The 20,768-nt window shown below is 70.5% G+C and carries 15 protein-coding genes and 1 pseudogene; 10 read left to right on the top strand and 6 right to left on the bottom strand.

The window, feature by feature from the left end:
- Positions 1-37: 37 nt before the first annotated feature.
- On the bottom strand, positions 38-916 hold the full coding sequence (locus C8E87_RS30535) for a phytanoyl-CoA dioxygenase family protein (RefSeq protein ID WP_133876277.1): 879 nt from the start codon (positions 914-916) through the stop codon (positions 38-40).
- Between the two features lie 250 nt (positions 917-1,166).
- On the opposite strand from C8E87_RS30535, the gene C8E87_RS30540 reads away from it, so the two are divergent.
- From C8E87_RS30540 to C8E87_RS30560, 5 genes are all read left to right on the top strand, one after another.
- Complete coding sequence (locus C8E87_RS30540; protein ID WP_133876278.1) at positions 1,167-2,075, top strand: sugar phosphate isomerase/epimerase family protein; 909 nt, start codon at positions 1,167-1,169, stop codon at positions 2,073-2,075.
- On the top strand, positions 2,075-4,153 hold the full coding sequence (locus tag C8E87_RS30545; protein ID WP_133876279.1) for a PQQ-dependent sugar dehydrogenase: 2,079 nt from the start codon (positions 2,075-2,077) through the stop codon (positions 4,151-4,153). Before C8E87_RS30540 ends, C8E87_RS30545 begins: the two co-directional genes overlap by 1 nt.
- An 87-nt stretch (positions 4,154-4,240) precedes the next feature.
- Entirely contained in the window at positions 4,241-4,558 is a 318-nt protein-coding gene (locus C8E87_RS30550; protein WP_133876280.1) for a DUF3349 domain-containing protein, read from the top strand.
- 202 nt (positions 4,559-4,760) lie between these two features.
- Complete coding sequence (locus tag C8E87_RS30555) at positions 4,761-6,008, top strand: inorganic phosphate transporter (RefSeq protein ID WP_133876281.1); 1,248 nt, start codon at positions 4,761-4,763, stop codon at positions 6,006-6,008.
- Positions 6,005-6,280, top strand: a complete 276-nt coding sequence (locus C8E87_RS30560; RefSeq protein WP_133876282.1) for a hypothetical protein — start codon at positions 6,005-6,007, stop codon at positions 6,278-6,280. The genes C8E87_RS30555 and C8E87_RS30560 overlap by 4 nt, the downstream gene beginning before the upstream one ends.
- Before the next feature lie 157 nt (positions 6,281-6,437).
- Here the strand turns inward: C8E87_RS30560 and C8E87_RS30565 are convergent, their stop codons facing one another.
- The 3 genes and pseudogenes from C8E87_RS30565 to C8E87_RS46485 all read right to left on the bottom strand — a co-directional run.
- Complete coding sequence (locus tag C8E87_RS30565; protein WP_243755164.1) at positions 6,438-7,046, bottom strand: TRP family putative cation channel; 609 nt, start codon at positions 7,044-7,046, stop codon at positions 6,438-6,440.
- Positions 7,047-7,217: 171 nt separating this feature from the next.
- Positions 7,218-7,670, bottom strand: a complete 453-nt coding sequence (locus tag C8E87_RS46480) for a glycerophosphodiester phosphodiesterase family protein (RefSeq protein ID WP_279536899.1) — start codon at positions 7,668-7,670, stop codon at positions 7,218-7,220.
- Positions 7,634-8,272, bottom strand: a pseudogene (locus C8E87_RS46485) (glycerophosphodiester phosphodiesterase family protein); the annotation flags it as partial. The gene C8E87_RS46480 and the pseudogene C8E87_RS46485, both read right to left, overlap by 37 nt.
- 242 nt (positions 8,273-8,514) lie before the next feature.
- On the opposite strand from C8E87_RS46485, the gene C8E87_RS30575 reads away from it, so the two are divergent.
- Entirely contained in the window at positions 8,515-9,210 is a 696-nt protein-coding gene (locus tag C8E87_RS30575) for a DUF2306 domain-containing protein (RefSeq protein WP_133876284.1), read from the top strand.
- A gap of 116 nt (positions 9,211-9,326) precedes the next feature.
- Positions 9,327-12,557, top strand: coding sequence for an nSTAND1 domain-containing NTPase (locus C8E87_RS46710; RefSeq protein WP_341771762.1), 3,231 nt, complete (start codon positions 9,327-9,329; stop codon positions 12,555-12,557).
- Here the strand turns inward: C8E87_RS46710 and C8E87_RS30580 are convergent.
- Positions 12,502-15,441, bottom strand: a complete 2,940-nt coding sequence (locus C8E87_RS30580) for a glycine--tRNA ligase (RefSeq protein WP_133876285.1) — start codon at positions 15,439-15,441, stop codon at positions 12,502-12,504. The genes C8E87_RS46710 and C8E87_RS30580 overlap by 56 nt on opposite strands.
- A gap of 124 nt (positions 15,442-15,565) precedes the next feature.
- Between C8E87_RS30580 and C8E87_RS30585 the strand changes: the two genes are divergently transcribed.
- Positions 15,566-17,701 (top strand): FUSC family protein, encoded by a 2,136-nt coding sequence (locus C8E87_RS30585; RefSeq protein WP_133876286.1) that lies wholly within the window; start codon positions 15,566-15,568, stop codon positions 17,699-17,701.
- 185 nt (positions 17,702-17,886) lie between these two features.
- On the top strand, positions 17,887-18,492 hold the full coding sequence (locus tag C8E87_RS30590; protein ID WP_133876287.1) for a hypothetical protein: 606 nt from the start codon (positions 17,887-17,889) through the stop codon (positions 18,490-18,492).
- On the opposite strand, the gene C8E87_RS30595 is transcribed toward C8E87_RS30590, so the two are convergent.
- Positions 18,439-19,986, bottom strand: a complete 1,548-nt coding sequence (locus tag C8E87_RS30595; protein ID WP_133876288.1) for a sensor domain-containing diguanylate cyclase — start codon at positions 19,984-19,986, stop codon at positions 18,439-18,441. The genes C8E87_RS30590 and C8E87_RS30595 overlap by 54 nt on opposite strands.
- A gap of 177 nt (positions 19,987-20,163) precedes the next feature.
- Between C8E87_RS30595 and C8E87_RS46490 the strand changes: the two genes are divergently transcribed.
- On the top strand, positions 20,164-20,706 hold the full coding sequence (locus C8E87_RS46490; RefSeq protein ID WP_275409088.1) for a sugar-binding domain-containing protein: 543 nt from the start codon (positions 20,164-20,166) through the stop codon (positions 20,704-20,706).
- Positions 20,707-20,768 lie beyond the last annotated feature (62 nt).

The raw sequence follows: 20,768 nt of genomic DNA on the forward strand, positions 1-20,768 counted from the left end.
CAACGGAGATCACCCACGGTGACGCCGTACGGGGTGATCAGCGCAGCCACGGCACCGAACGGTCGAGCAGCCCACGCGTCGACAATTCGTGCCGCAGCGGAATTTTCTCGTCGATGTATCCGTCCCATCCGACGCCCCAGTGATTGGCCGTGTGCGGGGCCTCACCGAGCAATTGGCGTTGCACCGGCGTGCGATTGGCCCACCATTCGGAGTCCTTGTCGATCGGCATGTCGTCGAGCGGCCGGACCCACCGGTACGTGTACCCGATGAAGAGGATCTTGCGGGTGACGGCGCTGCGGTTGGGTGAGCGCGAGTGCCAGAGACGCCGGTCGAAGATGAAGCAGTCGCCCGGCTCGGCCGTGATCTCCATGGCGCCGCGGGGGTCCCCTCCGGCCGGGGGACGGTCCAGCGTGTTGTCGAGGTGGCTGCCCGGGATCACCTTTGTCGCACCCCGCCCGGTGCGCGACAGGTCCGAGAGCACGTACGCCACCTTGAGCGACAGCATCGGCCGGGGCTGATCTCCTCTCAGGGTCTCAGGGTCGCTGTTCTGCCGGTATCCGTCCTGGTGCCAGCCCCACGCCGGCTCCTGTTCGGACGGTTGCGGCGGTGTCACGTCCAGATGGTTGTGGTGGGTGTAGATGTTCCAGCCGGCCAGCCCCCAGACGTACGGGAAGGTCGCCGGGTGGGTGAGCAGCTCGCCGAACTCCTCGTCGCGCGGCAGGAAGCCGAGCAGGTGCAGACTGCCGTCGGGTTTGAGCCGCCCCGCCGCACGTTCCTGTGCGTACACCCGGTCGGCGGCGGCCTCGAGGCGGGCCCGGCGCTCCTCGTCGAGCGCGTTGCAGACCAGCAGGACCCCGTCGGTCAGGAATTGCTCCCGCTGAGCCTCGGTGATGGCCTCGAATCCTGTTTTCTGCATTTCTCTCCGGTCCCCTTCCGAGGTTTTGTTCCCTGGGAACTCGGCGCGCTTGATATCTAAGACGCGGCTGTGGCAGGTCCGCGTTGCAGGGGTCGAAACACTTCGAAGCCCGATCGGCGCTGACACGGAGAGTCACGAAAAGGTTTTGTCCGAGTGCGGGAAACTTTCGCTGGATCTGAAGAAACTTAGGTTCCCATCGATCGAAACATCTGCGTAATGTATCGAACGATGTCGTTCGAAGGAGACCGCAATGCCGCAGTCACTGAACCGTCGTCAACTACTCGGCGCCGCGGCCGCGGCCGGCGCCGTAGCCACCCTCGCAGCACCGGGCGCCGCACACGCGGGCGGCTCGCACTCGTCGTCCCGGCGGGTTCCTCGTGACCAGATCAGCGTGCAGCTCTACACGCTGCGCAACCAGCTCGCGATCGACCTGGAGGCGAGCCTCGCGGAGCTCGCCGAGATCGGTTACAAGCGGGTCGAGCACGCCGGCTTCGTCGGCCGCACGGCCGCGCAGTTCCGGGCCGCCCTCGACGCCGCGGGCCTGCGGGCCACCTCGGGGCACGTCGGCATCCCGCAGCCGTTCGACGCCGGCGCCTGGGAAAGGGCGTTGCAGGACGCCAACGTCGTCGGCAACAAGTTCATCGTCCATCCGTTCTTCGGCCAGGGCCCCAGCGGCCCGATCCGTGACGCCGCCGTCTACCGCGCCTTCGCGGCCGACCTCAACAAGGCGGGCAAGCTGGCCAGGCGGGCCGGGCTGTCGTTCGGTTACCACAACCACCACGCCGAGTTCTTCCGGCAGAACGGCACCGAGCTCACCGGCTTCGACATCCTGACCGGCGAGACCGACGACCGGTACGTGCACCTCGAGGTCGATCTCTACTGGGCGTTCCGCGGCGCCAGCGACCCGGTCGACCTGATCAAGAAGAACCGCGGCCGGATCAAGCAGGTCCACGTCAAGGACCTCGACGTCAACGCGAGCTTCGCCGACCCGGGTGACGGCCTGATCGACTTCGGTCGCATCTTCGAGCACTCCAAGGAGGCCGGGCTCATCGAGTACATCGTGGAACGCGACGACGCGGGATCGCCGCCGCGCACCCCCGCCGATGCTCTTGTGACCGCCGAGCGCGGTTACGACTTCCTCGAAAGGTTGCGCTTCTGATGCTGCGCCGAATCGGAATCCTCAGTGTCGCCGGCGTGGCGCTGCTGATCACCCCGGCGGTGGCCGCAGCGGGACCGGGCAAGCCGAGCCAGCCGTTGCCGCCGTCGTCCGACTTCCAGAAGGTCACGCTCAACGACTTCCCGGGCGAGCCGATCGCGATCGCGGTGCTGCCGGACAAGCGCGTGCTGCACACGGCCCGCGGCGGCGAGGTCCGCATCCACGAGCCCGCCACCGGCCGCAACGTGCTGGCCGCGACGATCCCGGTGTACCTGCACGACGAGGAGGGCGTGCAGGGCATTGCCGTCGACCCCGACTTCGACCGCAACAAGTGGGTCTACGTCTATTACTCGCCGCCGCTGGACACCCCCTCCGACGATCCGAACACCCCGCAGGTCAACGAGGGTGACGCGCCCGCCGAGGGCACGGCGGCCGACTTCGCCCCGTTCAAGGGCCACATGCAGCTCTCGCGGTACAAGCTGCAGGGCAGCACCCTGAACCTGAACACCGAGCAGAAGATCATGCAGGTCGCCACCGACCGCGGCCAGTGCTGCCACGTCGGCGGCAAGATCGACTTCGACAGCAAGGGCAACCTGTACCTGTCGACCGGCGACGACAGCAACCCGTTCTTCTCCGACGGCTACGCCCCGATCGACGAGCGCGCGAACCGCAACCCGGTCTTCGACGCGCAGCGCACCTCGGCCAACACCAACGACCTGCGCGGCAAGGTCCTGCGCATCAAGGTCGGCGGCAGCGGGAAGTACACGATCCCCAAGGGCAACCTCTTCAAGCCGGGCACACCCAAGACCCGGCCCGAGATCTACGCCATGGGCCTGCGCAACCCGTTCCGGTTCACCGTCGACCCGCGTACGGACGTCGTGTACGTCGCCGACTACTCGCCGGACGCTCGCACCGCCAACCCGGCGCGCGGCCCGGCCGGGCAGGGGCGCTGGGTGGCCATCGACAAGCCCGCCAACTACGGCTGGCCGTACTGCGTGGCGCCCGACCAGCCCTACGTGGACTACGACTTCGCCACCGGCGTCTCCGGCGCCCCGTTCAACTGCGCCAAGCCGGTCAACGACTCGCCGAACAACACCGGCCTGAAGAACCTGCCGCCGGTCGAGAAGCCCGAGGTCATCTACGGCTACGGCGTCAGCGCCCAGTTCCCGGAGCTGGGCACGGGGGGCATCGGCCCGATGGGCGGCCCGGCCTACGAGTACGACAAGCGGTCGCGCTCGCGGATCAAGTGGCCCGAGGCGTTCGACGGCAAGCCGCTGTTCGCCGAGTGGACCCGCGACTACGTCAAGGCGTTCACGCTCGACCGCCGCAACCAGGTGACGAAGGTGGAGGCGGTGCTGCCGGAGCTGGTCTTCGACAACCCGATGGACCTCGAGTTCGGCCCCGACGGCGCGCTCTACGTCCTGGAGTACGGCGACGGGTACTTCAACGAGAACCCGGACGCCCAGCTGGCCCGCTTCGACTTCGTACGGGGCAACCGCACCCCGATCCCGAAGGTGTCGGCCACCCCGGCCTCGGGTCAGGCGCCGCTGACGGTCCAGTTCTCCAGCGCCGGCACCACCGACCCGGACGGCGACGCGCTGAAGTACGCCTGGTACCTCGACAACGACAACAAGGTCGACTCGACCGCCCCCAACCCGACGTTCACCTTCACCGCGAACGCCGACTACCGCCCGACGCTGAAGGTCACCGACAGCACCGGCCGGTCCGCGTCGGCCGAGGTGATCCTGCCGGTCGGCACGGCGGCTCCGGTCGTCGAGTTCGTGACGCTGCAGGACGGGCAGCCGTTCGCCTTCGGTGACACGGTGAACTTCGAGGTGCGGGTGACCGACGACGCGCCGGTCGACTGCTCGCGGGTCACGGTGACCTACGTCCTCGGGCACGACCAGCACGGGCATCCGCTGAGCACGGCGTCGGGCTGCACCGGCTCGATCGTCACGTTCCTCGACCCCGGTCACGCGGGGTCCGACAACCTGACGGGCGTGTTCGTCGCCTCCTACACCGACACCGGTGTCCCGCCGCAGACGGGCCGCGACACGGTGGTTCTGCAGCCGTCGAACTGACGGGATGACGAGAGGAAGGCCGGGTCCGCGGGGCCCGGCCTTTTCCCTGCGTACGGGGTAGGTTCTCCCTGACACGCTGGGAGGATCGTGACCGACAACCGCTCCAACTTCCTGATCCGCGCGGTCGAGTGGCTGCGCGCGGGCTACCCGGCCGGGGTGCCCCGTCAGGACTACGTCGCGCTGCTCGGCGTGCTGCGCCGCAAGCTCACCGAGGACGAGATCCGCCGGGTCGCCGCGGACCTGGCCGAACACTCGCTGACCAGCGACGACCCGATCACCGGCGACGACATCGAGACGATGATCAGCGAGTCGATGCTGCAGGAGGCGACGCCGGCCGACGTGGCCCGGGTCTCGGCGCACCTCGCGGCCGGCGGATGGCCCCTGGCCGACCCGCCCGTCGAGTGACATCGCGTAGCCGCCGGATGCCCCTCGGTGGGTCGCCGTCGAGTGAGATTGTGCACGAGCGCTTGCGCCGGGGCGTAACTCCTACCCCGCAAGGTGAACAGAAGGTGAACGAGCCGTAATCGGCGGGGTAACGAGGCCGTAATATCCAATTCACAGTCGTTGAACTCTTCTGATCTGATCATCGACCAGCGACCCTGACGGTGTGACAGAAACATCGGTGATCCTGGCCCTGGTGGTGGTCACGGCCCTTGGCTTCGACTTCACCAACGGGTTCCACGACACGGCGAACGCGATGGCCACCTCCATCGCCACCCGCGCCCTGCGGCCCAAGACAGCCGTCGCGCTCTCCGGCATCCTCAACCTGATCGGTGCCTTCCTGTCGGTCGAGGTCGCGCTGACCGTCAGCAACGCGGTCGTCCGCATCCAGAATCCCGACGGCACCCCCAAGGCCTCCCTGCTGGCCGACGGCGGCACCGCCCTCCTGCTGATCGTGCTGGCCGGCCTGATCGGCGGCATCGTCTGGAACCTGTTCACGTGGCTGCTCGGGCTGCCCTCGAGTTCGTCGCACGCGCTGTTCGGCGGCCTGGTCGGCGCGACGATCGCCGGCCTCGGCTGGGCCGGGGTCAACTGGAACGGCAACGGCAGCAAGCTCGACGGCGTGGTCGGCAAGGTGATCCTGCCCGCGCTGATCTCACCGGTGATCGCCGGCGTGGTCGCCGCCGTGGGCACCTGGATCATCTACAAGATCACCGTCGGCGTCGCCCAGCGGTTCACCGAGAACGGTTTCCGGTGGGGCCAGATCGGCAGCGCCTCGCTGGTCTCGCTGGCCCACGGCACCAACGACGCGCAGAAGACCATGGGCGTGATCACGCTGGCGCTGATCGCGGCCGGCGACTGGACCGACACCGGCACCATCCCGTTCTGGGTGAAGGCGGCCTGCGCCGTGGCCATCGCGCTGGGCACCTACCTCGGCGGGTGGCGGATCATCCGTACGCTGGGCAAAGGTCTGGTGGAAATCGCCCCGCCCCAGGGCATGGCCGCGGAATCCTCCTCGGCGGCGGTCATCCTGGCCTCCAGCCACCTCGGGTTCGCGCTCTCGACAACCCACGTGGCCACGGGCTCGATCCTCGGCTCGGGGGTCGGCAAGCCGGGCGCCCAGGTGCGCTGGCGGGTGGCCGGCCGCATGGTCGCGGCCTGGCTGATCACCCTGCCCGCGGCGGCCGCGGTGGGCGCGCTCATGTGGTACCTCGGCGACTTCGTCGGCGGTGTCGCCGGGGCGATCGTCATCTTCGTCCTGCTGCTGCTGGCCGCGGCCGGCATGTGGCTGCGCTCCCGGGTCGTCCCGGTCGACCACACCAACGTCAACGACGAGTGGGACGGCGCCTCTCCCGCCGCCGTTCCCGCCGCGTCGCCCGAGCCGCGCGTGGCCGCGGGGACGGTGGTGTCATGAGCAACCTCGGATTCGCCCTCGAAGGCGCGTGGAAGGTGCTCGCGGCCGGCCTGATCCTCGGCGCGGGGCTGCCCGCCCTGTTCGCGCTCGGCATCCGCTCGCTCGCCTGGAGCGCCGCCGAGCCTCCCCGGCCGGCCGGCAAGCCCATCGCGTACGGGCTCTTCACCGTGGTCGTCCTGGGTGTGCTGCTGGGCATCACGTTCATCGTGGCGAGCGGCTTCGGCAAGACGATCAGTTTCGACCACGTCTATCCGACCGTCGTCGACAAGTAGCGCGCCGGGCGGGCTCCGCGCATCGCCGAGCCCGCCCGGATCGGCGCCGCGGGTCACCGGGACCGACGAGAGATCCCGGTCGTTGACGGTGAGCGGCTCGGGCGGTCGTGCCGCAAGCGCGGGGTGATCGAGGGCGTCCGGTCGAGGTTGCTGCCGTTCAGCCGGAGAGCAGGTCGTCGAGTTCGGCGGCGACCGCGGTGCGGTCGGTGACGTCGACGACGCGTACGAGGGGCGAAGCCGCGATGGCCGCCAGGCGCTCGTCGCGGCAGCGGGCGGGATCGGCGGCGGCGGTCGCGAGGGTGTCGGCGGCCCGGCCGGTGCCCGCCAGGATCAGCACGGGACGGCCCTGGGCCAGGCTGTGCTCGGCGTCGGTGAGGGCGATCTCGCCGCCGTTGGCCAGCACCGTGACGCTGGGGCGGCCGGCCGCCAGATGCGACACCACGGCGGCCAGGTAGGGCGCCTCGTCGCCCCAGGTGTCGCCGGGGGCCAGCACGAAGTGGGAATGGTGCCGGTCGAGCGGGGCGGCGTCCGGGTTGGCGCCGACGTGACCGGGAAAGGTGACCGTGCCCACGGCGGCCACACCGACCAGCGGGAACGGGAAACCGGCGGCGCGGGACCGGCCGAGCAGGCGCATCACACCGGCGTCGGTGCCGCCGTCGACAGCCACCGCCTGATGGGTGCGGATGGCGGGGGCGATCACGTCGGTGAACACGGCGCCGAGGATCCGGGTCACGTCGTCGGTCAGGCCGCCCGCACCGCCCACCATCGCCAGCACGGGACGGGAGGCGGGCAGGCCCAACGAGGCGATCGCGCCGGGCACGGCTTCGGGATCCGGGACCAGGGCCGCGACGGCGCCGGGCAACCGCACCACGGTCGACATGCCGGGAACCCTACCGTGGTGCGGCTGCCGCTTCCGCTCGCACCGTGCGGCTTCGGCTTACGCCAGCGTGCGGGCCAGGACGCCGATGTCGGGCTGGTCGGTGAAGAGGCCGTCGATGCCCGTACGGAGGAAAGTGACCTGCTCGTCGATGGCCCGGCCGTACGCGTTGGGGTCGGCGCCCACCCGCAGGCCCGCCGGCAGGAACTGGTTCTCGGCCCGGAACGTGTACGGGATGACCTTGAGCCCGGCGGCGTGGGCGTCCCGGACGAGTGAGGTCGGCGTGCCCAGGGTCGCGTCGGCGTTCCGCGGGATGACCTGGTTCTTCTCGGGCCCGATCCCGTCGGCATACGTCGAGAGCTGCTTGAGCCCGGCGGGGACAGATATTCCCCGTACGGCGTGGGGTCGTTGAACGGGCTGCCCGCGGCGCTCGTCAGGAACACCAGGCTGACCTGCACCCGATGACGCCGGCGCAGCGTCTCCAGGTTGGCCGCCTCGAACGACTGGATCCACACCCGGGCGCCGCGCCGGTCGAGCCGGTGCCGCCGCAAGGCCCGTACGAGCGGCGTCTCCAGGTCGAGGCCGAGCCGGCTGAAGTACGTGGGGTGCTTGGTCTCCGGGATGACGCCGATGTCACGGCCCAGCTCCTTCGACAGCCGGGCCCGCAGGCGCAGCACCTCGTCGAAGGTCGGCACCTCGAACAGGCCGTCGTAAAGCGTGTTCTCCTGGCGCACCGCGGGCAGCCGTTCGACGGCGCGCAGGCTCTTCAGCTCGGCCAGCGTGAAGTCCTCGGTGAACCAGCCGGTGACGCTCACCCCGTCGAGCAGGACGGTCTTGCGGCGGGCCGCGAACTCGGGCCGGCTCGCCACGTCGGTGGTGCCGCCGATCTCAGGCTCGTGCCGGCACACCAGCACGTGGTCCTTGGTGGCGACCAGGTCGGGCTCGATGTAGTCGGCCCCGATCCGCGCCGCCAGCTCGTACGACGCGAGGGTGTGCTCCGGCCGGTAACCGGAGGCGCCGCGGTGCCCGAAGATCTCGGGCCGGCGGCTGCCCGCCCGCGCCGGGCTCGCGATGGTTCCGGCCAGCGCGGGGGCCGCCGCTGCGACAGCGCCCATGCGCAGCACCTGACGTCGGTCTGCCACGAAATCCTCCACAGGACTCACCGCGGGCGTCCTTCGCCGCGGGTCCCGACCGCAGTCGACGGCACCTGATCAACGCCTCGGCGACCTCGACGTGGCGCGCGCGGGAACGGGGCGGGAAGCTCGTACTTGTGGCCAGACCTGCTCGTTCCGAGGTCTGGTCGAGGCGGAGCCCGTACGCCGATGGCGTCGCCCGCCGTTTCCGTGACGCTGAGCGCATGTCCAAGCTCGTGCCGGCCGGGCTGATCGCCCTGGCGCTCGTCCCCTCCGTCGCCGGGGCCGTCCGCATCGGCTCCCTCGCCAATGGCGACGCCCCCGCCCGTTTCGCCGACATGCCCGCCCCGGTCGTCGTGCACATCGTGGGCGCGCTGATCTACAGCCTGGTCGGCGCCTTCCAGTTCGACGCCGCGTTCCGCCGCAGACGCCGTGCCTGGCACCGGCGTACGGGCCGGGTGGTGGTCGTCGCCGGCCTGGCCGTCGCCCTGAGCGGCGCCTGGATGACCCTGCTCTCCGACCTGCCCGACCACGACGGCGTCATCGTCAACGCGACCCGTGTCGTCGTCTCGGCCGTGATGGCGTACGGGCTGGTGGCCGCCGTCGTGGCGATCCGCCGCAGGGACATCCGCCGCCATCGAGCCTGGATGATCCGCGCGTACGCCCTGGCTTTGGGCGCGGGCACGCAGGCTTTCGTCCTCGGGCCGGTGGCAGCCCTCGACGGCGGTCAGCCGGGCGTCACCGGCCGCACCATCGGCATGCTGCTCGGCTGGGCCATCAACGTGGCGGTCGCCGAATGGATCATCCGTCGCCCCGGCCGGTCCCGCCCAGCCGGTTCCGCGCATCCCGCACACGGTCGATTCCGTGGCTCGCGCCGATTGCCTACCGTGGACGGATCGAACGAGATCCCCGCGAACTGAGCACGCTCCTCGTCGGCCTGTTCTTCGGCTTCGCGATCAACATCCTGACGGCGGAGACCGACTGGCTCTGGCCGCCGCTGACGGCCTACCCGTGGATCTGGGTCCCGGCCTCGGTAATGGCCTGGTTTCTGTGGCGCTGGTGGCGGCGCCGCAAGTCGGCCATCACGTGGAAGACCGGCGACAACCCGTACCCCGGCCTGGCACCCTTCGAGGTCGACCGGGCCGAGGTGTTCTTCGGCCGGGCCCAGGAGACGTGGGCCGTTCTGCGTCGGTTGGACCGGTCGGGCATCGCACGGCAACAGCGGTTCATCCCGCTCGTCGGCCCGTCCGGCAGCGGCAAGTCGTCGCTGGTGCGGGCCGGCGTGCTGCCCCGGTTGTCGAAGCGCTGGCAGGTGATCGGCCCGATGCAACCCGGCCTCGAAGTGTTCCGTGATCTGAGGGCGGCCGCCGGGGGACAGGATCTGCTCGATCGCCTGACCGGGACGAGCGGCCGGGTAGTGCTGGTGATTGACCAGTTGGAGGACTTGTTCACCCTCTCCCGCCCGGACGAGCGGGGACCCTTCCTGGACGTTCTGCACGAGGCCCTGGCGGCCCGCCGCGAGCTGCATGTCGTCGTGACGATGCGCCCCGAGTTCCTGGCCGCGGCCGACGCCTTGAAACCGGGCCTGTTCGACCAGCCCATACCGATCGCGGCCCTGGACCCCCGGCACATGCGCGACGCCATCGAGAAGCCCGCGGCCGCAGCCGGGGTGACCTTTGAGCGGCGCCTGGTCGACCTGATGGTGGCCGAAGCCACGGTGGGGGACGCGTTGCCATTGCTTGGTCACTTGCTGCAGCGGCTTTATGCGGAGTCGGCTCACGGCACGATCACCATCGCTCAGTACGACGCAGCGGGCCGCGTAGGCGGCGCGATCGCCGAGCACGCCGACGCCGTGTACCGGGGTTTGCTGGCGACCTACCCGCAGAGCGTGGTGGACGGAACTCTGCTGCAATTGGTCGGCGTCGAGGGCGATGATCCGGTGCGGCGGACCGTCGATCGCAACTCGTTGGACGTCGCTGCGGGCGCGGTCGTCGCTGAATTGCGGCGGGCTCGACTGGTCACTGATCGTGCGGACGGTACTGCGGCAATGCTGGCCCACGATGCTTTGTTCCGGCGTTGGGAAACCCTCAAGGCACTGGTCGATACCCATCGCCGCGAGTTGGCCGAGGTCAGCCTGCTGGAGCGGCGCGCTGCGGCGTGGCGGGAGTCCGGCACGGACGACGATCTGCTGCGAGGCCAGGCGCTGGCGAGGGCGGATGCTGCGGTTGAGAAGCTCACTCCGTCACCGGCGTTGCGCGAGTTCCTTGCAGCCTCGGCCGCCGCACGTGATCACGAACTGGGCGGCTGGGCAACCGCCGTCGTCGATAAGGCGCAATCCGGAGCCACCGACGATCCCGAGTTACTCGTCGCGGTGGTGGCAGCAGCGATGCGGGAGATTGCGCCGACGCGAACCGGCGAGCTGGCCGTCTGGAGCCGGACGACGACGCCGACCCGTCACCGGTCCTTCATCGGGCATACCGCATCACTCGGTGGGCTGGCTTGGTTGGCCGACGGACGCCTGCGCACCTGCGCCTACTACGGCAAGATATGCACTTGGGGTCCGACCGGCGAACTGCTCGACGTCGTCCGCGTCGGCCGCGTGGTGGACGACAGCTGCTTTCTCAGCTCCGACGGCCTCTACGTCTTGCGCGAGAGCAGTATCTGGCGTGCAGAGGATGGGGCCTGGCTGGCCGATCTGCCGGGGCCTGCGCTGGGGTGGACGGCAGTTGACTGTTTCGTGGTGTCCGTCGGCGACGGTGGCTTCGAGCTTCACCGAATCGTCGGCACCGCGCCGCAGAGGATCCGACGCATCGTGGTAGACGGAGCCGACGTCGTCTCGTGGTCGCCCGACGGTGAAGCCGTGGCGGCAGTTGTCGACTCTCACGTGGAGGTCTGCGCCGACGGGCCGCCGCGTGACCGCCGTGTTTCCACCCGCGTCCCAGTAAACAGCGCCCCGGTCTGGTCACCCGATGGCCGGTTGTTCGCGGCCATGCAAGTACGGGTGGAAACGGTTGTTTGCATGGTATGTGATCGCGGCGGCACCCCGCGCGCCGAATGGGCAGTCGTCGATGCGGGTACATTGTGCTGGTCGCCCGATGGAGTTCTGCTGGCCACGCAGCATTACGCGAATCCGCGGGCAGTGGTGTTACGGCGGGCCGAGAACGGCCAGAAGATGCTCTCGTTCGAAGCTTCTGCCGTCCCGCGGCGCATCTTCTGGTCACCTGACGGGCGTACCGTGGTCGCCGAGACCGTGAACGGTCTTGAGCAGTGGTCGATTTCGGCTCAAGTCCCAGAATGGAAACTTGACGGCCCGCTCCCGCTTCTGTCGCTCCACACGTTGTCGGACGCCTCCCTCGGCAAGGATGGAGTCATCACCGCGATCGTCCGAAAGAGTCGTCCAGCCGTGATCTTCGAGTCGGAGCCCCCACGGTGGTTGCCAGGCGAGGCGGTGACGGTTTGCGCGTCTCCCGACGGTCAGCTGGTGGCAGGAACCGACGGGATGAACCTATCTATCTGGGATGTATCGAAGGGTGATCTTCGGGCGAGGTGGAAAGTGCCCCTAGCTCGACGTGCTGCGTGGTCGGCTGACCGCGAGTACCTTGTCTGCGGATGGGACGCCCTCGGCGCTGATGACCAGAGGCTATCCGTTTCGATCTTCGCCGTTGCCGACGGTCGGCTGATCCGCGAGATTCCCGGTTACGAATTGCTTCCCGGGTCTCCTTGGTCGCCTGCCGGTGACCTCCTGGCGTTGGCCAGTGCGGAGGGCATCGTTCTGCACAACGTCGGCGACGGCGGTATCCGGCAACGTCTGCCGTGGAAAGGCACCGGGCTCTCCTTCGCATGGGCGCCGGACGGCAAACGTTTCGCTCTGATCGTCGAAGAGAGGATTGGTGTCTGGACTGTCGGCCGGACCGAGCCCGACCTGCAACGCCGGTTGCCCACTGGCCTTCGTGGCCTGACATGGTCATCGGACGGGCAAATTGTTGTGATCTACGGGATGGGAATGTCTCTGATCGACACCGTTCATGGAGGATTAGTGAATTTGCCGGTGCACAGGCGATTTCTCGATGCCCGCTGGTCCGCAGACCTCGCGGCCGTGACGCCTGACGGCACCGTGTACCGGTGGGACGTTCCGTCGCAGGGATTCGTCGAAGACTGGACCAAGGCGGGACGGCTACTCACCGCAGAGGAGCGACGCGAGTTCGGACTCCCTACAGGCGTAGTTCCGGCCAGTCCAGCAAGCCCTCGCCCAGGTCTCGGACCGTAGCGAGCAGGCCCAGGCGGGCCGACCGGAGAGCCGAGTCGTCGGCCATGACGAAGACCTCGTCGAAGAAACGGGTCAAGGGCTCGACCAACGGTTCGACCGCCGTGGTGAAGGCGACCAGGTCTGTGCCGAAGCCGGCCTTCACGCCGGTCACGGCCTCGTGCAGGGCGAGCTCCGCGGGCTCGACCAGCGCCGACGGGTCGTAGCCTGAGGCCGTGCCGGCCGGCAGGATGCGTCGGGCCCGCTGGATGGCGGCGGCCACGGCGACGAAATCGGGGTTGCCGACGAGGGTGTTCAGCTGGGTCAGCATCGTGTCGACGACCGACGGGTGGGCGTAGTGGCCGATGACCGCGCGGACCCGGTCGACCGGGTGGCCCTCCTCGGTGAGGACCTGTTCGAGGCGGCGGGCCAGGAAGTCGCCGGCGGCGTCGATGACGGAGCCGGCAACGAGTACGGGCTGCTGGGCGGCAGCGGCGCGCAGGCCGTCGAGCAGGGACAGGCCGGACAGGGCGGGGTGGGCGCGGTGCACCGCCAGCAGGCCGAGCACGGCACGGCGTACGGCGAAGGGGTCGCTGCTGCCGGTGGGAAGGCCGACCGTCGCCGCCAGGCCCGTGACCAGGTCGAGGCGGTCGGCCAGGGAGAGCAGGGCGCCGGGCAGGGAGGCGGGCAGGGCGTCGCCGGTGTTGCGGGGCAGCTCGCACTCGTGGACGGCCTGGGCCACGTCGCGCGGTTCGCCGGCGTGCAGGGCGTAGTCGCGGGCCATCACGCCGGCCAGGCTGGTCATCTCGGTGACGAGCTGGGAGCCGAGGTCGAACTTGACCAGGCGGGCGGCGCGGCCCAGCGTGGCCGAGGACAGGCCCAGCGAGTCGGCCAGCGACAGGGCCAGGGCGGCGATCCGTGCGGCGCGGTCGGCCATCGAGCCCAGCTTGTCGGTGAAGGTGAGCCGGGACAGTCTTTCCCGCATCTGCGGCAGGGGCGTCTCGCGGTCGGCGCGGTAGAAGAACGCTGCGTCCTCGTAACGAGCACGCAGCACGGCCTCGTTGCCGGCGCGGACCAGTTCGATGTCGACCGGGCCGTTGGCGACGGTGACGAACATGGGAAGCAGCGAACCGTCAGCATCCCGTACGGGCAGATAGCGCTGGTGTTTGCGCATCACCGTGGTCAGCACCGCGTCGGGCAGCGACAGGTAGCTCTCGTCGAACGTGCCCAGCAGCGGGGTCGGCGCCTCGACCAGGTAGCTGATCTGCTCGATCAGCGCGGCCTCACCGGCGACGTCGACGCGGCCGGAGGGGTAGACCTCGTCCTGCGCGCCGGTGACGATCAGGTCGTGGCGGTCCTCCTGGTCGGCCACGATGCCCGCGAGCGCGAGCGTTTCCATGAAGGTCTCGGCCGACGCGACCGCGGCGATCGGCTCGGAGGCCGTACGGAGAAGCCTGGTCCTGCGGTCGGCCGACAGGGCGCCCACCGCCACGGGCACGACGTCGTCGCCCCACAACGCGGTCAGCCAGCGGATCGGGCGGCTGAACGAGAGCTGCGGGTCGTTCCAGCGCATGTTCTTGGCCGCCCGCAGCCCGGTGACGACCTTGGCCAGCACGGGCGCGAGCACCTCGGCCGCGTTCCCGCCGACCTCGTGCTTCTCGACCACGTGATGCTCGACGCCACCCACGGTGGAAACCGACAAGTCGCCAACTGTCACGCCTTGGCCGCGGGCGAACCCTTCAACGGCCTTGTCCGGCGCGCCGACGCGAGGGCCTTTCACCACCCGTACGTGGTCTGTCTCGCGCGCCGCGACCGAAGGCACCAGCGCGACCAGCCGCCGGGGCGTGGCGAACACGCGCACCTCGTCGTGTTCCAGGCGGGTGCCGGCCAGGCCCTCGGTCAGCGCCCGCTGCACGTGGTCGCGCGCGGCCCGGGCCTCGGACGGCGGCAGTTCCTCGGTGCCGATCTCGAAGATCAGCGCGCGGGCGTTCTCACGCGCGGCGGGCAGCGCCGTGGCCACGGCGGCCGGCAGTGGCGGCGCCAGTCCGAGCGGGTGGCCCATCCCGTCGCGGCGCGCCACCCACAGCTTGGCGACCTCACCGGCGAGGCGGCGCATCCGGCCGAACTCGGCGGCCCGGTCGGCGGTCGACACGGCGCCCCGCGAGTCGAGCACGTTGAACGCCTGCGAGCACTTCAGCACGTACGTGTGGGCGGGCACGGGCAGACCGGCGTCGATCAGCCGCTGCGCCTCGGCCGCGTAGATCTCGAGCAGCTGCCGGTTCGCGGCCACGTCGGCGTCGTCCAGGTAGTACCGCGACATCTCGTACTCGCTCTGGCCGAACACCTCCCCGTACGAGATGCCGTCGCCGTACTGGATCTCCTTGAAGTGCGTCTTTTCCTGCAGCGCCATGAGGATGCGCTCGATGCCGTACGTGATCTCGACGGACACCGGGTCGAGGTTGAGCCCGCCGGCCTGCTGGAAGTACGTGAACTGGGTGATCTCGAGCCCGTCGAGCCAGACCTCCCAGCCCAGACCCCAGGCGCCGAGCGCCGGCGAGGCCCAGTTGTCCTCGACGAAACGGACGTCATGCCGGGAGACGTCGATGCCCAAAGCCGAGAGGCTGCCCAGGTAGAGCTCCTGCGGGTTGCCCGGGTCGGGCTTGAGGATCACCTGCATCTGGGTGTGCGTCTGCAGGCGGTTCGGGTTCTCGCCGTAACGCGAGTCGTCCGGGCGTACGGACGGCTCGACGTAGACGACCCGCCACGGCTCCGGACCCAGCACCCGCAGGAAGGTCGCCGGGTTCAGCGTGCCCGCCCCGACCTCGGTGTTCATGGGCTGGACGGTCAGGCATCCCTGAGCCGTCCAGTACGCGGTCAACCGGGCCAGCGCATCCTGCATGGTGAGCATGGGTTCGAAGTCTAGGGCGGGCCGCTCCCGGGCAGGTACGCAATATGCTCGCACGAGTTCTTTCGTGGGCCGAGCCGTAACGGGCGAGAGCGCCTTCGTCTGACCTCGTGGGACACTGCGCTGCATGTGGGGGTGGGTGCGCCGGCGAGACCCGCAGCTTGTGGTGGTCCGGCGGGCTGTACGGGTCACGGTGGTGGCCTGTGTGGGGTTCTACTTCTGCCGCTATGTGCTCGGTGACGCGGCGATGGCGCCGTACGCCCTGTTCGGGGTGGTGGCGCTCGGGGCGCTGTCGCAGATTCCGGGGTCGCCGCGGCAGCGCAGCCGGACGCTGATCGCGGTTCTGCCCGTCGGGTGGGTGCTGGTCACGCTGGGCACGCTGCTGTCGTTCAGCACTGTCGCGGCGGCCGCGGGGATGTTCGTGCTCGGGTTCGCCGTGAGTTTCGCCGGCGTGGGCGGGCCCCGGCTCGTCGGGCTCGCGGCCGGCATGCAGCTTCTCTACATTCTTCCGTGCTTTCCCCCGTACGATCCGGGCTCGTTGCCGTCGCGGCTGGCCGGCCTGACCTTGGCCGTGGTGCTGCTGGCCGTGGCCGAGCGGGTGCTGTGGCCCGACCCGGCGCCGCCGCCGTACCGGCGCCGGCTCGCCGACGCGGTTTCGTTGCTGGCCGAGTGCCTGGGGGCGCTGGCCGACGACCGGTCCCGCCTGCCCGCGCTGCTGCCCGAGGCGACAGAGGCGGCCGACGCCCTGCGGCCGTCGCGGTTGCCGCCGACCGAACGTCCCGCCTCGGCCGGCCGTCGCGACCGGGCCCTGTCGTCGGCCGCGGGCACCGCCCGGCTGTTGCTGGGCCGCGCGGTCGACCTCTACTTCACCGACGACCGCGAGGCCGTCACCGGCGCCGCCGCGACCAAGCTGCTGCGAGTCACCGCGGGTTGTGTCGCCGCCACCGGGGACTGGCTGCGCGGCGACGGGCCGCTGCCCGACACCGACCTCGTCGCGGCCGCGATCAGCGACTTCCGGGCCGCCCGTTTGAACACCGACCCGAACGGGCTGCCGCCGGAGCGTCTTCGCCTGGGCGCGCTGGCGTTGTCGATGGGGGAGTGGACCAAGTCGCTCGTCGTCGCGGTGCGCGTGGCCGCGGGGGAGACGCCGAAACACCCCGATCCCACGCCGGCTTCGGCCCGGCCGGGGCAGTTCTGGTATGCGTACGAGCGAACGCCCTTTCTCTGGTGGCACCGGCTGCGGGAAAATCTGACGCCGCGCTCGGTCGCCTTCCAAGGCGCGCTGCGGTTGGCGGCGGCGCTCGCGGTCGCCCGGCTCATCGCCGGGGCGCTCGACCTGTCGCACGGCTTCTGGGTGCTGCTGACGATCCTGACCGTGCTGCGCGCCTCGGCCGCCGAGACCCGTTCGGCGTTGCGGCCGGCCCTGGTCGGCACGGTCGCCGGTTCGGTCGTGGCGGCGCTGCTCCTGCTGCTCGGCCTCGACCCGGTCGTCTACGTGATCGCGCTGCCGGTCGTCATGATCGCCGGGTTCGCGGCCGGCCCGCTGCTCGGCCTGGGCTGGTCGCAGGCCCTGTTCACGCTGGTCATCACGCTGGTGTTCGCCCAGTTCACGCCGGTCGACTGGCGGCTGGCCGAGCAGCGCGTGGCCGACGTGCTGGTGGGCGCGGCCATCGGCGTGCTGATCGGCCTGTTCGCGTGGCCGCGGGGCGGGGCGGGCGAGCTGCGGCGGGCGGTGGCGACGTTCCTGACGTCGGCGGCGGCGGTGGTGCGCGAGACGGTTGCCGTGATGGCCGAGGGGCAGCCACCCGGCGACGCGTTGCCCCGGGCGCGCGGCGCGGGACAGCTGGCCGAGGCGTCGTTCGCGCTCTACCAGAGCGAGCGGCATCCTCCGGCGCCGCTGGACTGGCAGGCCGCCCTGGTGGCGGGGCATCACGCCGTACGGGGGGCCGAGGCGCTGGTCCGGTCGTGTCCTTCGGGTGGCCTGCTGCCGTGCGTGGCCCAGCTGACTGAGCTGGCCGGCGAGGTGGCCGCCTCATACGAGCGGTCGGCCGGGAGCCTGACGCGCGGGAAGAGCCCACCGCGGCCCGCCGACGGGCCCGTGCAGCAGTGGCCGGACGACCTGGGGCAGGACCTCTACATCATCGCCGACCTGCGGGTGTGGCTGGACGGCCTGCGTGCGGACCTGACCAACGTGACCGGCCGCCCCGAGCCCGCCGACAACCTGCGCGACCGCGTATCCCGAGTGGCCGACGGCGCCACGTAACGTTGCGTGGCGCTTCCGTCCCAGCGGCGCCCGTGGAGGCGGATCGTGCGGTCCTCAGGAGGCGGATCGGGCCGACCCCTGGGGGAGTCGGACGGGCTTCGGATCGGGCGGGCGTTGCGGCCGGCTCTCGCGCCCAGTCGACGAATTCCGGACAAAAGCCCTCGGGATGCGGGACGCTGTGTCGGGTGAAGTCCGGGCGGGCCGAGGCGACCGAGGGCGTGGAACAGCGCCTCGCGACGACGCTGCATGCCTTTCCGGGCCTGAGCCTCATCACCGTCCCACCGTCGCAGCTCAAGTCGCCGCCGACCCGTGAGGGCGTCCGGGTCCTGCGCGGGGGCCGCCTGCCGCGGCTCGGCGAGCTGACCGACGAGGTGTACGGGGTCATCCGCGAGCTGTGGGAGCAGTCCGGCTGCCGGATCGAGGGCTACGGCCGCACGCTCGTCGTGCACGACCCCTCCGGCTACGTGATCACGCTGACGCAGCAGGAGGGCGACGACCCGATCCTCACCGTGGCCTCGCCCCCGATCCCGGCCCGACTGATCGACCCGCCCCTGCTCGCGGGGCTGCTCGGCGGGCTCGCGCTCGGCTGCATCGGCCCGTGCTCGGCGGTCGGCCCGATGACGCTGTTCCCGTCGCTGGCCGGCCTGGCGGCGCCGTTCTGGGGCTGGATCCCGCTCTACCTGCTGATCGGCGTGGGCTCGGTGTGGCGTCCGGAGACGCGGCGGTTCGGCGCCGGCCTACTGATCAGCGGCGCCCTGGTCGGCGTCACCGTGGCCTGGGTCTTCTCCTGAGAGCAGGCGGAACCCGCCGCCCAGGTGCTTGGTGTCGCGTTTGGCGGCGTACATGGCGGCGTCCGCGCCCTTCATCAGCTCCTCGTAGCCGGTCGCGTCGTCGGGGTAGAGCGCGATGCCCACGCTCCCGCCGAGCGTGTGCTCCTGGCCGTCGATCGTGAACGGCTGCCGCAGCCGCTCGCAGATCCGGGCGGCGACCGCACCCGCCACGGCCTCGTCCGGGTCGTGGGTGAGCAGGATCGCGAACTCGTCGCCGCCCAGCCGGGCCACCACGTCGTTGTCGCGCACCGCGCCCAGCACCCGCTTGGCCACCTGCTGCAGCAGCACGTCGCCGGCCTGGTGGCCCGCGGTGTCGTTGACCTCTTTGAAGCCGTTGAGGTCGAGCATCATCAGCGCCACCCGGCCCCGCGTCGCCGCTGCCTCGCGTACGGCCAGCCCGGCCTGCTCGATCAGGTGCGTACGGTTGGGCAGCCCGGTCAGCGAGTCGTGGAACGCCTGATGGCTGAGCTGCGCGACGTGGGCCTGCGCGGCCTGGCGCATGCCCGCGCTGTCCAGGATGAGCGCGCCCTCGACCAACAGCTGCTCGGCCAGGATACGGTCCTGGCTGCTCCAGGCGCGGGTCGTCGCCGAGTCCCCGACCACGATCATGCCGATCGGCCCGGCGGCCGACATCAACGGCAGAGCCACGTACGCCTCCAGCCTCATCAGCCGCACCAGGCCGTGGGCGGGCAGCGGCAGCGTGGCGGCGTTGCCGACGAGCGAGGCCTGCCCGCCCTCGACCGCCCGCCACACGGGTGACTCGGCGGCCGGCCGGCCCACCAGCGTGTGGAGCTGGTCGTCGCCACCCGGCAGGTTCACGGCGTGCACGTAGCGGATCATCCCCGCCGCATCGGTCAGGTACACCGCGCCGTGCTCCGTGCGGAAGCCGCCGGCGGCCGACGTGACCAGGATGCGAGCGGCGGCCTCGACGCTGGTGGCGGCCATGCCCGTTTCGAACAGCTGCCGGATGGTGGCCGACGAGTGGGCGAGGAACTGGCGCTGCCGCTCGGCCGCCAGGGCCTGCAGCGTGCTGGCGAAGTGCAGGGCCAGCGAGTCCAGCAGGTCGGGGCGCAGGGACTGCAGGTCACTGCCGGTGAGCAGCAGGACGCCGACGCTCTGCCCGCCGATCCGCAGCCGGACGGCCATCTGCTCGCCCGAGACCGTGGGCCGGGCCCCGGCCGCTTGCCGCAGCACCTTGCCGGCCGTGAACAGGTCGCGGTTGCCCGCCGGCCCGACCCGGGCGATCAGGTTCATGCCGGTCTCGGTGTCGAGCTCGAAGACGGTGGCGGCGGTCAGGCCGGCCGCAGCGCGCAGGTGCGGCTCGGCCAGTTCGAGCACGTGCTGGACGGACGGCGTGTCCCTGGTCATGAACGACACGAGGTCGGCGAGCAGCGCGTCCTGGGGGTCTGCCCCCAGGACCGTGCCGGCTCCGGCCGGGCTCGTGCTGACATTCATGCCGTAGTTGTCGGCACTCGTACGCCGGGGTTGACGGCACCTCGGGTGGCGGTTCGGGTGCAGTCGGCAGATATCGATCCTCATCAACCCTTGACGAGATGTGACAAAGATTGTTGAGATGTGTTTGCTCCTGAGTGATTCCGAGCGCAACCTTTGCCACCGAAGGGAACATCGCGCGTGAAAACACATCGCCGCGTGCTCGCCACCCTGTCAACCGCCGCTTTGCTCGTGGCCGGTGCGGCCGCCCCCGCCGCGGCCGCCCCCGAATGGCGTCCCGGGATCCCGCCCCTGGCCACCCCGTGGACCTCGAAGGTCGGCCCCAAGAACGCCCTCCCCGAATACCCCCGCCCCCAGTTGACCCGCGACAAGTGGCAGAACCTCAACGGCGTCTGGGAGTTCGCCAAGGCCACCGCCGGGCAGGCCGTTCCCACCGGCCAGAGCCTCGGCGAGCGCGTCCTGGTGCCGTACCCGATCGAATCGGCGCTCTCCGGCATCCAGCGACGCGAGGACCGCATGTGGTACCGCCGGACCTTCACCGTCCCGGCGAACTGGAAGGTCGGACAGGGCAACCGCCTGCACCTGAACTTCGGGGCGGTCGACTACGACGCCAAGGTCTACGTCAACGGCGTCGAGGTGGCGACCCACCGCGGCGGGTACGACGGCTTCCAGGTCGACGTGACCGGCGCGCTGAAGGGGACCGGGCCGCGGGCGCTGCGCTGACGCTGCCGATCAGCAAACCCAGACTCTGGTCGCCCGACAGCCCCTTCCTGTACGACCTCGAG

It is taken from the genome of Paractinoplanes brasiliensis (genome assembly GCF_004362215.1).
In the GTDB taxonomy this organism is placed as follows: domain Bacteria; phylum Actinomycetota; class Actinomycetes; order Mycobacteriales; family Micromonosporaceae; genus Actinoplanes; species Actinoplanes brasiliensis.

Bases quoted from the DNA above. Each gene is read 5' to 3' on its own strand.
- C8E87_RS30545 (WP_133876279.1), top strand. From the start codon at position 2,075: ATGCTGCGCCGAATCGGAATCCTCAGTGTCGCCGGCGTGGCGCTGCTG.
- C8E87_RS30565 (WP_243755164.1), bottom strand. From the start codon at position 7,046: ATGGTGGGCGGTGCGGGCGGCCTGACCGACGACGTGACCCGGATCCTC.
- C8E87_RS30535 (WP_133876277.1), bottom strand. From the start codon at position 916: ATGCAGAAAACAGGATTCGAGGCCATCACCGAGGCTCAGCGGGAGCAA.
- C8E87_RS30580 (WP_133876285.1), bottom strand. From the start codon at position 15,441: ATGCTCACCATGCAGGATGCGCTGGCCCGGTTGACCGCGTACTGGACG.
- C8E87_RS46710 (WP_341771762.1), top strand. From the start codon at position 9,327: ATGGCCTGGTTTCTGTGGCGCTGGTGGCGGCGCCGCAAGTCGGCCATC.
- C8E87_RS30585 (WP_133876286.1), top strand. From the start codon at position 15,566: ATGTGGGGGTGGGTGCGCCGGCGAGACCCGCAGCTTGTGGTGGTCCGG.
- C8E87_RS30560 (WP_133876282.1), top strand. From the start codon at position 6,005: ATGAGCAACCTCGGATTCGCCCTCGAAGGCGCGTGGAAGGTGCTCGCG.
- C8E87_RS30540 (WP_133876278.1), top strand. From the start codon at position 1,167: ATGCCGCAGTCACTGAACCGTCGTCAACTACTCGGCGCCGCGGCCGCG.
- C8E87_RS30575 (WP_133876284.1), top strand. From the start codon at position 8,515: ATGTCCAAGCTCGTGCCGGCCGGGCTGATCGCCCTGGCGCTCGTCCCC.
- C8E87_RS30595 (WP_133876288.1), bottom strand. From the start codon at position 19,986: ATGAATGTCAGCACGAGCCCGGCCGGAGCCGGCACGGTCCTGGGGGCA.